The organism is Ruegeria lacuscaerulensis, from assembly GCF_013034745.1.
GTDB lineage: Bacteria > Pseudomonadota > Alphaproteobacteria > Rhodobacterales > Rhodobacteraceae > Ruegeria > Ruegeria lacuscaerulensis_B.
In genome coordinates this window covers 208276-222004 of the sequence record NZ_WQGP01000006.1, presented here as the reverse complement: position 1 = coordinate 222004, position 13729 = coordinate 208276, and the positions used below count along the sequence as shown (strand labels likewise).

The following is a 13729-nucleotide window of genomic DNA, read 5'->3' as shown; positions in this document are numbered from 1 at the left end:
TCAGCGCGGCACGAAGTGGAATTTCAGTACGGAAGATACGCCGCCCGGACGGGCGTGTTGACCTCTACATAAGCGTGACCTTTGTTGGAGTCAAACTGCCCTTGTATTTCCTAAGTAGTTTGTGCCCTCAGAACTTCAGAACGACCGCCAGGACAATGATAACCATCAAAACCGTCGGAACCTCGTTCATCATGCGGTACTGCCGCCCAGTGAGCTTATTTCGCCCCTCTATGAAGTCCTTGCGCCGCGCCATCAGCCAATGATGGAACCAGGTCATCCCGATCACCGCGACCCCCTTGGCCCAGGGCCAAGTCCAATCCCAACCAACAATGCCGGGCGTGAAGACCATGATCAGCCCGCAGACCCACGCCACGACCATAGCCGGGCGCATGATCACGCGCAGCAGCTTTTCTTCCATTTCAAAGAAGATCTCCTGCGCTCCGTCGACCGCCTGAGCCTTTTCTACGTGATAGACGAACAAGCGGGGCAGATAGAACAACCCTGCCATCCATGAGATCACGGCCATGATGTGAACCGACTTTACCCACGGGTAGATTGCGAAAAGAAGGTCGGTCATGCTGGCTCCGAAGGTTTCCCGGAACCCTCCCTAATAAAAAAATAAGAAAAGAAAAAGGATGATGGTTTTGTAGGGTGGTTCAAATCCGTGGATTACTTTTTTACACATATGTTTTCCCCAAGTGGACAGAATCCGGTTCTGGCCGGGTGATTCTGTTGAGGGAAATTTTTTCTGATTAATTTCAGTGATTTATACTTTTCTTGAATATGAATCACTGGGGATAAGTCTTTGGGTATATATGGAAAACCCTGGTTTTCCCGTCTGTCGAGTTATCCTTGTCCCTATTGGATAGTATTCGGGCGAATCCGGGATGTTTGGCGCGAAAATCGTGGGCTTGCGTGTCAACAGGAAAACCATACAAACCATCCCGGAACCGTTAACGATTTGCTCAGGGGGTTTTCCACATGTCTGTCCCCATCATTCTGGCCTCAGGCTCGTCCATCCGGGCGGAGTTGTTGCGCAATGCGCAGGTGCCGTTCAGCGTGCAAACCGCGCGCGTCGATGAAGACACAGCCAAACGCGCCCTTCTGGCCGAAGGTGCCTCGCCCCGTGATGTTGCGGATGCTCTGGCCGAGATGAAGGCCCGCAAGGTCAGCGACAAAAATCCCGGCGCGATGGTGTTGGGATGCGATCAAGTGCTGGACTTCGACGGTCAGCTTCTATCGAAACCACAAACGCCTGACGACGCGCTGGCGCAGCTTAGGGCCATGCGGGGGAAACGGCATATGCTGCTATCGGCGGCCGTGATCTATCAGGATGGCGAGCCAATCTGGCGGCATGTGGGTCAGGTTCGCTTGCGGATGCGGATGAGCTCGGACGCATATCTGCGGGGCTACGTGGATCGAAGCTGGGACAGTATCCGTCACGCTGTTGGGGCCTATAAGCTGGAAGAAGAAGGTGTGCGCCTGTTCGCCACCATTGACGGAGACTATTTTAACGTCTTGGGTATGCCCTTATTGGAGCTGTTGAATTTTCTGGCCGTCAAAGGGGTGATTGATCAATGAGCAAGGCAAAGATTCCTCTGGCCGGGGTGATCGGGCACCCAGTGGCGCATTCGAAATCGCCTCAGTTGCATGGGCATTGGTTAAAGACCTATGGGTTGTCGGGTCACTACGTGCCGATGGATGTGTCCCCGGACGATTTACAGGATGTGTTGCGCGCTTTGCCCAAGGCTGGGTTCGTGGGAGCCAATGTCACCGTTCCGCATAAAGAGGCTGCGCTACGTCTAGCCGATGAGGTCACGGACCGAGCGCGCAAGATTGGCGCGGCGAATACGCTGGTGTTTCAGGACGATGGCCGAATTCACGCCGACAACACCGATGGCTATGGATTTCTCGAGAACCTGCGCAGCGGCGCGCCGGATTGGTCCCCGACGGACGGACCTGCGGTTGTGTTCGGGGCAGGCGGTGCCGCGCGAGCGGTGCTTCAGGCTTTGGTCGAGGCAGATGTGCCCGAGATTTTTCTAACCAACCGTACCCGGGAGCGGGCCGAGACATTGCGAGATGAATTTGGGCCCAGCATCACGGTTGTCGATTGGGTTCAGGCCGGAAATGTGATCGAGGATGCCGAATTGGTGGTCAACACCAGCTCTTTGGGGATGCAGGGGCAGCCCGAGTTACGCGTGCCGCTGGACGGGTTGCAGCCCGGTGCGGTTGTGACGGACCTGGTCTACGCACCGCTGAAAACGCGTCTGCTGAAAACCGCCGAAGAGGCCGGCTGCACCACCGTCGATGGTTTGGGCATGTTGCTGCACCAGGCTGTGCCGGGTTTCGAAAGCTGGTTCGGTGTCCGCCCTGAAGTCAATGTAGACCTGCGCGCGGCTGTTTTGTCATGAGTTTCGCGCTTGGCCTGACGGGCTCGATCGGAATGGGCAAAAGCACCACAGCGCAAATGTTTGTCGATGAAGGCTGCGTGTTATGGGATGCTGATGCAGCAGTGCATAGACTCTATTCACGGGGCGGTGCTGCCGTTGAACCGATGCAAGCCACTTTTCCCGCCGCAATCGTTGACGACGCGGTCAACCGCGATGCGCTGAAACAGATCATCACAAATGACCCGGCTGCGCTCAAGCAGATCGAAGGCATCGTGCACCCCTTGGTTGCCGCAGACCGCGCTACGTTTCGGGCAAACGCTACCGCGGATATTCTGGTTTTCGACATTCCCTTGCTATTCGAAACCGGTGGAGATGCTGCGATGGATGCCGTGGCTTGCGTGTCGATCCCGGCGGATGAACAAAAACGCCGCGTCATGGCGCGGGGAACGATGTCTGAGGCGCAGTTCGAACAGATCCGCACCAAACAGATGCCGAATGACGAAAAATGCGCACGATCTGATTTCGTGATCGTGACGGACAGTCTGGACCATGCCCGCGCGCAGGTGCAGGATGTGGTCAGGCAGATACGGGCGGGTTTGGCAGATGCGTGAAATTGTACTGGATACCGAAACCACGGGGTTCGATCCCGAAAGTGGCGACCGCATCGTGGAAATCGGCGCGGTCGAGCTTTGGAACCACGTGGCCACGGGCGAGACCTATCACGTCTATATCAACCCCGAACGTTCGATGCCGGAAGAGGCGTTTGGCGTTCACGGTATCGGCCCGGACCTGCTGGAAACTCCGCGACCACCGGAAAAAGGTGAAGTAACACTGAAGGACAAGCCGGTTTTTGCCAAGGTCGGTCAGGGATTTCGCGACTTCATCAAGGATTCGAAACTGGTCATCCACAACGCCTCGTTCGACATGAAGTTCCTGAACGCCGAGTTGAAATGGATGGGTCTGCCGCAGATTCCGATGGATCAGGCGCTCGATACGCTGGCCATCGCGCGCAAACGCTTTCCGGGTTCACCCGCCTCGTTGGATGCGCTGTGCCGGCGGTTCAATATCGACAACTCGAACCGAACGCTGCACGGAGCGCTGCTGGACTCTGAGATTCTGGCCGAGGTCTATCTGGAGCTGATTGGTGGACGGCAGCCGGATTTCGGCCTTTCGACTGTCGCCTCTGCGGCAGGTGCGGGCGGCGAAGAGTGGCGACCCACGGCACGACCGACACCCTTGGCGTCAAAGATCACCGATGAAGAACGCACAGCACATGAAATATTTGTGGAAAAACTGGGCGAAAACGCCCTGTGGACCCGCGCCTGAGGGATTATCCGGCGCGGGTCGAATGGCTTAGGCTTCGGCTTTTTGTGCTTCGGCCTGACGACGCATCAACTCGTTGCGGTACAGGGCGACAAAGTCGATATTGTCCAGATTCACCGGCGGATAACCACCGTCGCGGGTTACGTCGCTGACGATGCGGCGCAGGAACGGGAACAACATCCGCGGGCATTCGATCATCAGGAACGGATGCAGTTGGTCATCGGCCACACCTTCAACGTGGAACAAGCCGCAATAATCCAGCTCGCACAGGAACAGGATATCTTCCATGCCCTTGGCTTTGGATTTGAGGTTCAGTTTGACCGAAACCTCATACTGATGCTCAGTCGGGCGCTTTTTTGCATCAAGATTGACCTGAACGGAAATCTCGGGCTGCACGTCGCCGGATACGCCCTTTTGGGCCATCACGTTTTCAAACGACAGATCACGAATGAATTGTCCCAGAACGCGCATCTGGATCTGCGGTGCCGCCTGGGCTGCGGCGGCTGTGTTTTCTTTGGCGTCTTCTTCGGCCATTTATCTACTCCGAAACTAAAATTTGCCTTTGCTTAGCAAGTTGGGCGCGGCACCTCAATGCAGGTCACGGACCTTCGACCCATTTCGATGGTTTTGATGGGTCACGGCGGGGGTGAACCTCGGTGTATTCCCCGTCGATCACGTCGTCTTGCGGTGCAGGGTCAGGACCGGTGCGGAACTGCGCGCCACCACCCATCTGAAACTGGGTGATGGTTACCCTGGACTTAAGAAAATTGAAAACGGCCACCCGAACTCCGGGAATAAGCAAAGCAAAACCAATGGCATCGGTGAAAAACCCCGGTGTCAGCAGCAATACGCCAGACAAGAGGATCATAGCGCCATGGGCCAGCGGCTCGGTCGGGTCGTCCAGTTCGGCAAAGGATCGCTGCAGATTGGCCAATGCCATGCGACCTTGTGTCCGTACCAAAGCTGTGCCCAACACAGCCGTCAGAACGACAATCGCAAGCGTTGGCCACAGACCGATCAGGCCGCCTACCTGAATGAACAAGGCGATCTCGATGATCGGGACCAGCAAAAAAGCGAGGAACAGATACATATGCGTTATCCTTTAACCAGGCTCGGGCAGTAGACTTGGCCCGAACTGTCACCTACATAGTGGCAAGAGGCTGCGTATACAAAGTCGCGGTCCGATAAAGAGGATGAAATGAACGAACCGATGATCCAGTTGCTGGTCCTGGCCGGAATTGCCGTTTTCCTGATCCTGCGCCTGAGAAGCGTGCTGGGGACGCGTGAGGGTTTTGAAAAGCCTCCCGTTCAGCAGCAGCCAGACGGGCAGAATTCGCGCCGTGACTTCGAGGTGATCGAAGGCGGCCCGGATCACGACATCACCGACCACGTTGCCGAAGACAGCGAACAGGCCCAGACCCTGACCGCTATGAAGCGGGTTGAGCCCAGCTTTTCGGTGTCCGAGTTTGTTCAAGGCGCGCGCGGCGCGTATGAGATGATCGTGATGGGGTTCGAAAAGGGCAATCTGGACGAAATCCAGCCCTTCCTGTCCGAAGAGGTGTTTGACACTTTCGTCGATGTCGTCGCAGCGCGTGAGGATCAGGGCCTGACGATCGAAGCTGAATTCATTGGGGTGCGAGAAACCGCGCTGGCCGATGTAAAGTTCGACAAGGACACCAATGAGGCCGAGATTACTATGCGCTTTGTGGGTGAGCTGACCTCGGTCGTGCGAGATCGCGGTGGGGATATCATCGAAGGCAACCCCAACACCGTCAAACGCCAAAAGGACAGCTGGACCTTTGCCCGCGTCATGGGCAGCGACGATCCAAACTGGCTGCTTGTTGCCACGGACGCATGATTGCTGCGCTTCGGTCGCTTTTGCTGGGGGCTGTGATGGCAACCTCTGTCAGCGCCGAAGCGACGCGTTCTATTCTGTCGTTTGACGATCTGGATGGCTGGGCTGCCGATGACCACGGGGCGGCTCTTTCGGTTTTTTTGAACACATGCGGCGATCTGGATGACCCGGATTGGCGCGCACTCTGCAGCGTCGCGCAGACCTATGAAGCCGATGCCGCCCGATCTTTCTTTGAGCTGTTCTTCCGCCCCGTTCTGGTCGAAGACGGCAAGGACGCGTTGTTCACCGGGTATTTTGAGCCAGAATTGGACGGATCGCGCACCCGATCGGATCGGTTCCGATATCCGCTGTACAAAATGCCGCCCGAGGCGCGCGGGGTCGAGCAATGGCTGTCACGTCGGGACCTGTTGACCAGCGATGTTTTGCAAGGTCGCGGGCTTGAGATCGCTTGGGTCGATGACCCAGTCGAGCTGTTCTTTCTGCAAATCCAGGGCTCGGGCCGTATCCGCCTGCCGGATGGCGGTGCGTTGCGGGTGGGTTATGGGGGCGCAAACGGGCATCCCTACCGCTCCATCGGGTCGGAGTTGATCCGAAAGGGCGCATTGGCCGCCCATCAGGTCAGTGCGCAGATGATCAAGACATGGGTGCGCAAGAACCCCGAGGCCGGGGCCGAGCTGCTGTTTCACAACCCCTCATACGTGTTCTTCCGCGAAGTCACCCGCGTCGCGCCCGAGCTTGGGCCTTTGGGCGCCATGAACCGATCCGTCACCACGATGCGCAGCATTGCGGCCGATCCTGGCTTCACGCCTTTGGGCGCGCCGGTTTGGGTCGAGAAGGATGGAAAGAACCCGTTGCGACGGTTGATGATCGCGCAGGATACCGGTTCGGCCATCAAGGGCGCGCAGCGGGCAGATATTTTCTTTGGCACTGGCGATGAAGCGGGCCGCGCCGCGGGGCGTTTAAAAGACCCCGGACGCATGATCGTTTTACTGCCGATTCAGCGTGCCTATGCACTGGCACTGGATTCGTTCTGATGGCACGGCGCAAACTCACCTCGGACGAAATCGAACTATGGCGCAAGGTCGCCAAACAGGCCGAGCGGATGCACCCCGAGATCCCGCAAACCGTGCATCCGACCACCCTGCCGAAACCGAAGCCCACCAAAACGCCAAAAGCGCGGATCGACACGTTTGAGCCTGGGCAGACCGTGCCCTCCAAACCATCACCCCATGCGCTGAAACCTTCTATCACGGAAAGCCTGCGCGCTAGCCCCGTGCAGATGGACAACAAAGCGTTTGGTCGGATGAAGCGCGGCAAGCTCAAGCCGGAAGGCAAGCTGGACCTGCATGGAATGCGCGTGGATACGGCCCATCCGGCGTTGGTGCGCTTTGTTCTGACCGCCCAAGCGCAAGGTAAACGTCTGGTTCTGGTCGTCACCGGAAAAGGCAAGGACCGGGACGAGCCTGGCCCCATCCCCACCCCGCGCGGCGTATTGCGCAACCAAGTGCCGCATTGGCTGAGCATTTCGCCGCTGGCGCAGGCCGTGCTGCAAGTAACCCCTGCCCATATCAGCCATGGTGGCGACGGGGCGTATTACGTTTACCTGCGGCGTATCCGTTAAAAACTGCGCGCGGCTCGGGTGATCCCGATCCAGACCAACGCGCTGGCTGCGACGAAGAACGCTCCTATCCACAGGAATTGCTGATCCAGCGCGACGCGATGGTCGATCAACACTCCGGTCAGTCCCGGCCCGATGGCCGAGCCCAAGACCATCACGGCGGTTGCCATGGCCTTGATCGCACCGATGTGGCGGGTGCCATAGAACTCGGCCCAGAACGCGCTGGGCAGTGTGCTATTGGCCCCCACGGTCAATGCCAGAAAAACCAACGCCAAACTGGCCCCCACCAACCCTGTCACAAACGAGACAAGGGCAAACCCGATCGCCATGGGCAATAGGAAATAAGGCATCATCCGCGCGGTGCCCCATTTGTCCAAAGCCCAGCCGGTTGCAAACATCGCCAGCAGGGACACAGCGGTGTAGATCGGGAATAACGCAACCAGTTCGATATGCTGCCAGCCCTTGATCTCGGCCAGATGCACCTGATGAAAGAAAAACGCGGTGATGAAGGCGGATGGTCCCAGCAATGCTGGAGCCATAAACCAGAAAAGTGGACTAAGTAGAGCCTGTTTTCGCGTCCAATGGCGCCTTTGCATCCCGGTTGAGGAATGCTCAGACGCCAGGCTTTGCGGCGTGCGTTCCTGTCGCAGCAAACGCACCAGAACCGGGATGCCTAACAGCACCATTCCAGCTGAAATCACCCAAAGTATCCGCCAATCCAGCACTACCATCGCGGCGACGAAAATGACCGGCAGCAGCGCCTCGCCGACCGAGAACCCGACCGAAGCAATGGACAGCGCTTTGCCCCGCGTGGCGGTGAACCAGCGTGTCATTGCCACCAGGGCCAGATGCACAGACATCCCCTGCCCGAACAGGCGCAGCAGAAAGATGATGATGGGTAAAAGGAACAGCCATGCGTTCAGCGCCATCGCCATCGCGGCCAAGGCCAGACCGACCAGGACAACCGGCCCCAGAACGCGCACGCGAAACATATCGGTCAGCGCCCCGGCCCAGATCATGACCACGGCCGACACTGTCGTGCCCAGCGAATAAAGCCCGCCCCACGCCCCATGGCTCAGGCCATACGCGGCGCGGATTTCGCCGGAAAAGATCGAGATGAAGAAGGTTTGCCCAAAGCTGGACAGAAATGTCATCAAAAACCCAGCGCCCAGCCATGCTGCGTTGTCGCGCAGAAACCCGCCGGGCCGAGGCGACATCACGGGGCGCTTACCTGTGCCTGTCCGGTTTCGGTCAGAACGATCTCGGTCGCGCCGGTTGGGTTGCGCACATTGGCCGGGGCGATGACATCAAGCCCCCGCGCTTCGGTTCCAAATGTGTCACTGACCCGCCGGGCCGATGCGATGATTGCCAGCAACGCTGGCGAGGTCGCGGCCACGAAATGCGAGGATTGCGCATCGTCATTGAAAGCGGTCGTGTCCAGAATGTTGATCTTGTATTCAGACAGCGCCTCGGCCGAACTGATATTGCCCAGACGCTCACCCTTGGTGGTGCCGCGCAGCCGGGCCGAGATATTCAGCAACTTGTCCTTTTTCGAGGTGATGACGATGAACGGATCCGGCGGTGTCTTGATCACATCCATCTGCGAGCGGAACAGATCCACGTCCAGATCCGGTGAAATCAGCACCACGCCTTCCAGATTGCGACTGGCCCAGCCTGGTTCGCGCAATTCGGCCTGTCGCATCATCTCCATCGTCAAGGCAGTGCCCATGGAGTGCGCCACCAGAACCACGCGTTTGACTCCCATGGTTTTCAAGTGGCGGACGGTCTGCTCCAACCCGTCGCGGGCAAACAGCATACTGTCCAGATCATAGGCATAGCCATATCCGGTCGCCTGGCTGGGCCAGGAATAAACCATTGTGGCACCGGGAATATTCAGATCGTGTCTAAGCTGCGCGGCGCGAAACGTAGTTTCGGACTGTGTTGTGTTGTAGCCGTGAATGAAGATCGACACCTCATCCACGTTGCCCAACCGGGCTTTCAGATCGCCGGGCCCTTGTAACTCATCCACGGCTGCCATTACGAACTGCTTTTCGGGGTTTGGATTGGCGTAAGAGAAATCCAACGTTCCGGGTGTGTGATTGGGCGGGATCGAGACGGTCATTTCCAGAAACTGCAACCCATCTCCCCGCTTGAACCCGTAAGAGCCATCAGCCTCGCGCGCGCGGGTTGTGGTGGCGTAGATGGTTTGGGGTGTGCCCACATCCAAAGCCGACGGCACCGTTTCCGAGATGGTACGGTCGACGCAGGCTGTCAGAAGAGATGCAATCAAAAAAATGGAAATATAGCGCAGCACGAAAATAGCCCTCGAGGGTTTGCGCATAAGCTAACGAATTCCTGCCGCGGGTCCAAGCGCGACGGGTTCAACCAAGCAGCGAAAATCGGCCAGTGTCTGTTACAGGACGTATCGGCTCAGGTCGGTGGATTTGGTCAGCTCACCCAGATTGTCATCCACAAACTGCGCGTTCACAGTGATTTCCGCACCGGCCTGATCGGGTGCAGTGAACGAGAGTTCTTCGAACACACGCTCCATCACCGTATAAAGCCGCCGCGCGCCGATGTTTTCGACGCTTTGGTTCACATCTGCCGCGATCTTGGCCAAAGCGGCGATGCCGTCATCGGTAAAGCTGACCGCAACCTCTTCAGTACCCATCAGCGCAGTGTATTGGCGGGTCAAGGCGTTGTCGGTCTCGGTCAGGATGCGGACGAAATCCTCTTCGGTGAGCGCTCGCAGTTCCACCCGGATCGGCAGACGCCCCTGCAATTCCGGCAACAGATCCGAGGGTTTGGCGATGTGAAACGCGCCAGACGCGATGAACAGGATGTGGTCGGTTTTCACCGGACCATGTTTGGTGGATACGGTTGTGCCTTCGATCAGGGGCAGCAGGTCGCGCTGCACCCCCTCGCGACTGACATCGCCACCGCGCGCTTCCGCGCGCGCGCAGACCTTGTCGATCTCATCCAGAAACACGATGCCGTTCTGTTCAACCGATTCCAAAGCCACGCGGTTGACCGTTTCATCGTCCAGCAGCTTGTCGGCTTCTTCCCCGATCAGCGCGTCATAGCTTTCGGCCACGGTCATGCGTTTCTTGACGGTGCGTCCGCCAAAAGCCTTGCCGAAGATATCACCCAAATTCATCATTCCCATCTGACTGCCCGGCTGTCCCGGCACGTCAAACATCGGCATCGGGTTTGAGCTGTCCGACAGTTCCAGTTCGATCACCGTATCGTCCAGTTCCCCCGCTTTCAGCTTTTTGCGGAACATATCGCGCGTGCCCTCGCGGGCGTCTTCGCCGGCAATGGCGGTGATGACGCGATCCTCGGCGGCCTGATAGGCGCGCGCTTTCACGTCCTCGCGCATATACTCGCGGGTCTGGATGATCGCCGCATCGGCCAGATCGCGGATGATCTGTTCCACGTCGCGGCCCACGTATCCGACCTCGGTGAACTTTGTGGCCTCGACCTTGATAAAAGGCGCGCGGGCCAGCTTGGCCAGACGGCGGCTGATCTCGGTTTTGCCGACACCGGTGGGGCCGATCATCAGGATGTTTTTGGGGTAGACCTCATCGCGGATATCATCAGCCAGCTGCTTGCGCCGCCAGCGGTTGCGCAGCGCCACGGCCACCGCGCGTTTGGCATCTTTCTGACCGATAATGAAACGGTCCAGTTCCGAGACAATCTCGCGCGGGGTCAGGTCGGTCACGTGTTGGGTCCTTTCGATCAGCGGTTTGGCTTACGTAGTCACCGCACAGGCGAAAACAACTGCGGCAGCGTTGGTTAGCAATGCGCCTGCCGGTTTGCAAATGCTTTCCATAGGTGAAACGTTTGTGCTCTGATACAATCATTTCAATATGTTGAGGGTCAGGAGCGCGCGAATGACGAAAATTGCCAAGATCACCCTGTTGTTCGTGGTGTTTGTGGACCTAATCGGACAAGGTTTGGTCTTTCCCATCATCAACTCATTGATCATGGAGACGAAATCCGGCTTCCTTCCCGACAGCACGCCGATGGGGCAGCGGCATTTCTACTATGGGCTGGTGATCGGGTGTTTCTTTTTGTCTTGGTTTCTGGGTGTGGTCTATGTCTCCAAAGTCTCGGATTCCATAGGGCGCAAGAACGCGCTTCTGGTCTGTCTGGCCGGGGCGTTGGCGGGCTATGCGCTGACGATTGCGTCGCTTTACCTCAACAGCCTTCTGCTGCTGATCATCGGGCGGTCAATCACAGGGTTTACGGCTGGCAACCAGCCCATCGCGCAGGCGGCAATGATTGATGGCAGCACGGATGCCGCCGATCGCGACCGAAACATGGGCTATATCGTGACCGGTGTCAGCTTTGGTCTAGTCGGAGGGCCCATCATAGGCGCCGTCCTGTCTGACGCGGCCCTGCTGGGCAGCGTGGCCACCCTTAAAACGCCGTTCTATGGCGCGTTTGCTCTGGTCCTGATCGCCATTTTCCTGGTGATCACCTTCTTCAAGGACACCCGCACCGAACGTGAACCCTTTGTCTTTCGCCCGCGTGATATCACCGATAGCCTGTTCGCTGTGCGCAGGCATCCGATGGTTCTGAAAATCTTGCCGGTCTATTCCTTCTTCATGATCGCCAACGTCACCTTTTACGTTTTTGTCGACAACTACCTGACCAGCCGGTTCGGCTATGGCGTGATCGGCGGCAGTATGGCGATGGTTGTGATCGGCTTTGCACTGGCCTTTTCCAGCACCTTCCTGGTGAAACCCGCGCAGGAAAGGTTCAGCAAGCACAAGATCATTTATGTCTCGTTGATCACGATGGTAATCTGCGGGCTAGCCTTTGCCTTCAGTCCTATCGGATGGCTGAGCTACGTGCCGGTGTTCTTCTTCTATTTCTTCTTCGGCGTATCCTACCCGACGCTACTGGGCCTGTTTTCCGCAAGTGTCAGCGAAACTGATCAGGGCTGGGTCATGGGCGTGACGACAGCCGTCTTCTGCCTGGCCGGAGGGGTCATGTCTCTGATCGGCGGCGGATTGATGAGCATCGACATCCGTGTGCCCTACTACATCGTCATCCTTGCGGCGATACTGGGCCTGATCGGCATGCACCGCCGCTGGAAAGGGAAGGAGATTAAGGTTTTATTGGCCTGAGATTTCCTCGACCGTCAGATTGCCGTTGGTGTAGACGCAGATATCGGCGGCAATCGCCATTGCCTCGCGGGCGACGGTTTCGGCGGGTTTGTCGCTGTCCATCATCGCGCGGGCGGCGGCCAATGCGAAATTGCCGCCCGATCCGATGGCGGCGACGTTGTGTTCGGGCTCCAGCACATCCCCTGCCCCGGTGATCACCAACAGGTCTTTGCCGTCGGTCACGATCAGCATCGCCTCAAGCTTTTGCAGGTATTTGTCGGTACGCCAATCCTTAGCTAGCTCGACCGAGGCGCGGGCCAACTGACCCGGTGTGGCCTCAAGCTTGGCTTCCAGCCGCTCGAGCAGAGTGAATGCGTCGGCGGTTGATCCGGCGAACCCTGCGACGACCTCAAACCCACCGGGGGACAGGCGGCGCACCTTGCGGGCGGTGCCCTTGATCACCGTCTGGCCCAGGCTGACCTGACCATCCCCGGCAATCACCACCTGGCCGCCTTTCTTGACGCCAATAATTGTCGTGCCATGCCAACCGGGAAAATCGCTGTCTGCCATTGGGGCCTCCGTTCTTCACTGGCCCCCTATATGGGCCGGGCGTGCGTTCAGCGCAACTCTTCTCAAACTGCTCAAAAGATATGCACTAATTGCAATTCGGGGTTACCAGACTAGCAATTGTGAGACTCGGGTATTGATCCTACATGAGCCTCACAACCGACAAGAGGTCGGCTGTTTCAGTTAAAAGGAATGCGCAAATGGCAACCACCGCAAATATCCATGCGCCGCTCGGAGCAGCTACCATCCTGCATGTAGTGGACGCATTTTTCGGAACCTACGAAAAAGCACTAGCGTGGAATGAATCCCGCAAGACCCGCAAGCTTTTGTCGAACCTCAGCGACGCCCAACTGGACGATGTTGGCCTGTGCCGTGCGGATATCGCAAAGCTCTGATCTTTGCACCGACCACACCGTCAAGATGAGCCGCTCAGCCCCTGAGCGGCTTTTTCTTTGCGCATCCGTTTCTTTGGCTACCCATGAAAAAAGGCGCCCCGAACGAGGCGCCTTTGAATTCCGTTCGAAACCCGGGTCAGATCGAGTCTTCGATCCAGCTTTGCAGCGCGGCTTTCGGTGCCGCGCCAGCGCGGTTCGACACAACCTGACCATCCTTGAAAATGAACAGCGCAGGAATACCGCGGACGCCCATTGCAGCAGCCGAGTTGGGGTTGCTGTCCACGTCCACCTTGGCGATTTTCACCTTGCCGCCATATTCCGACGCCAATTCTTCCAGCGCGGGGCCAATCTGCTTACAGGGGCCACACCATTCGGCCCAGAAATCGACAACAACAGGGATGTCGGAATTCTTGACTTCGGCGTCAAAGGTTTCGTCGGTTACGGCTACGGTCGACATATTCTGTCTC

17 protein-coding genes are annotated in these 13729 nt (G+C 57.7%); 9 read left to right on the top strand and 8 right to left on the bottom strand.

Going from position 1 to position 13729, the window contains the following annotated elements:
- Positions 1–127 precede the first annotated feature (127 nt).
- The gene (locus GOV79_RS13765; protein WP_170790202.1) at positions 128–577 is read right to left on the bottom strand and encodes a CopD family protein; all 450 of its coding nucleotides are present in this window, start codon (positions 575–577) and stop codon (positions 128–130) included.
- 404 nt (positions 578–981) lie between these two features.
- Here GOV79_RS13765 and GOV79_RS13760 point away from each other — a divergent pair, with 404 nt between their 5' ends.
- The 4 genes from GOV79_RS13760 to dnaQ are packed head-to-tail and all read left to right on the top strand — an operon-like array spanning position 982 to position 3716.
- Complete coding sequence (locus GOV79_RS13760; protein WP_170790201.1) at positions 982–1581, top strand: Maf family protein; 600 nt, start codon at positions 982–984, stop codon at positions 1579–1581.
- Positions 1578–2411 carry a shikimate dehydrogenase gene (locus tag GOV79_RS13755; RefSeq protein WP_170790200.1) on the top strand — a complete coding sequence of 278 codons (834 nt, stop codon included), beginning with the start codon at positions 1578–1580 and terminating at the stop codon, positions 2409–2411. Before GOV79_RS13760 ends, GOV79_RS13755 begins: the two co-directional genes overlap by 4 nt.
- Positions 2408–3001 (top strand): dephospho-CoA kinase, encoded by a 594-nt coding sequence (coaE, locus tag GOV79_RS13750; protein WP_170790199.1) that lies wholly within the window; start codon positions 2408–2410, stop codon positions 2999–3001. The genes GOV79_RS13755 and coaE overlap by 4 nt, the downstream gene beginning before the upstream one ends.
- Positions 2994–3716 (top strand): DNA polymerase III subunit epsilon, encoded by a 723-nt coding sequence (dnaQ, locus tag GOV79_RS13745; RefSeq protein ID WP_170790198.1) that lies wholly within the window; start codon positions 2994–2996, stop codon positions 3714–3716. Before coaE ends, dnaQ begins: the two co-directional genes overlap by 8 nt.
- 27 nt (positions 3717–3743) lie before the next feature.
- Here dnaQ and secB read toward each other — a convergent pair whose 3' ends face one another.
- On the bottom strand, positions 3744–4247 hold the full coding sequence (gene secB / locus GOV79_RS13740) for a protein-export chaperone SecB (protein ID WP_170771325.1): 504 nt from the start codon (positions 4245–4247) through the stop codon (positions 3744–3746).
- A gap of 64 nt (positions 4248–4311) precedes the next feature.
- The gene (locus GOV79_RS13735; protein WP_170786195.1) at positions 4312–4803 is read right to left on the bottom strand and encodes an FxsA family protein; all 492 of its coding nucleotides are present in this window, start codon (positions 4801–4803) and stop codon (positions 4312–4314) included.
- Between the two features lie 108 nt (positions 4804–4911).
- Here GOV79_RS13735 and GOV79_RS13730 point away from each other — a divergent pair, with 108 nt between their 5' ends.
- From GOV79_RS13730 to GOV79_RS13720, 3 genes are read left to right on the top strand one after another with little or no spacing between them, the layout of a single operon-like run.
- Positions 4912–5571 (top strand): Tim44/TimA family putative adaptor protein, encoded by a 660-nt coding sequence (locus GOV79_RS13730; protein ID WP_170790197.1) that lies wholly within the window; start codon positions 4912–4914, stop codon positions 5569–5571.
- Entirely contained in the window at positions 5568–6602 is a 1035-nt protein-coding gene (gene mltA, locus GOV79_RS13725; protein ID WP_170790196.1) for a murein transglycosylase A, read from the top strand. Before GOV79_RS13730 ends, mltA begins: the two co-directional genes overlap by 4 nt.
- Positions 6602–7189 (top strand): Smr/MutS family protein, encoded by a 588-nt coding sequence (locus tag GOV79_RS13720; RefSeq protein WP_170790195.1) that lies wholly within the window; start codon positions 6602–6604, stop codon positions 7187–7189. The genes mltA and GOV79_RS13720 overlap by 1 nt, the downstream gene beginning before the upstream one ends.
- Here GOV79_RS13720 and GOV79_RS13715 read toward each other — a convergent pair.
- From GOV79_RS13715 to hslU, 3 genes are all read right to left on the bottom strand, one after another.
- Entirely contained in the window at positions 7186–8403 is a 1218-nt protein-coding gene (locus GOV79_RS13715) for an MFS transporter (protein ID WP_170790194.1), read from the bottom strand. The two genes, GOV79_RS13720 and GOV79_RS13715, sit on opposite strands and share 4 nt — an antisense overlap.
- Entirely contained in the window at positions 8403–9527 is a 1125-nt protein-coding gene (locus GOV79_RS13710; RefSeq protein WP_170790193.1) for an alpha/beta hydrolase, read from the bottom strand. The genes GOV79_RS13715 and GOV79_RS13710 overlap by 1 nt, the downstream gene beginning before the upstream one ends.
- Before the next feature lie 72 nt (positions 9528–9599).
- Positions 9600–10907 carry an ATP-dependent protease ATPase subunit HslU gene (hslU, locus tag GOV79_RS13705; RefSeq protein WP_170790192.1) on the bottom strand — a complete coding sequence of 436 codons (1308 nt, stop codon included), beginning with the start codon at positions 10905–10907 and terminating at the stop codon, positions 9600–9602.
- Positions 10908–11079: 172 nt separating this feature from the next.
- On the opposite strand from hslU, the gene GOV79_RS13700 reads away from it, so the two are divergent.
- Entirely contained in the window at positions 11080–12321 is a 1242-nt protein-coding gene (locus tag GOV79_RS13700; RefSeq protein WP_170790191.1) for an MFS transporter, read from the top strand.
- On the opposite strand, the gene hslV is transcribed toward GOV79_RS13700, so the two are convergent.
- Entirely contained in the window at positions 12310–12870 is a 561-nt protein-coding gene (gene hslV / locus GOV79_RS13695; RefSeq protein ID WP_170771306.1) for an ATP-dependent protease subunit HslV, read from the bottom strand. The genes GOV79_RS13700 and hslV overlap by 12 nt on opposite strands.
- A gap of 197 nt (positions 12871–13067) precedes the next feature.
- On the opposite strand from hslV, the gene GOV79_RS13690 reads away from it, so the two are divergent.
- Positions 13068–13262 carry a DUF1127 domain-containing protein gene (locus tag GOV79_RS13690; RefSeq protein ID WP_170771304.1) on the top strand — a complete coding sequence of 65 codons (195 nt, stop codon included), beginning with the start codon at positions 13068–13070 and terminating at the stop codon, positions 13260–13262.
- 136 nt (positions 13263–13398) lie between these two features.
- On the opposite strand, the gene trxA is transcribed toward GOV79_RS13690, so the two are convergent.
- A complete protein-coding gene (gene trxA / locus GOV79_RS13685) occupies positions 13399–13719 on the bottom strand; it encodes a thioredoxin (RefSeq protein WP_170771302.1) in 321 nt (106 codons plus the stop codon).
- Positions 13720–13729 lie beyond the last annotated feature (10 nt).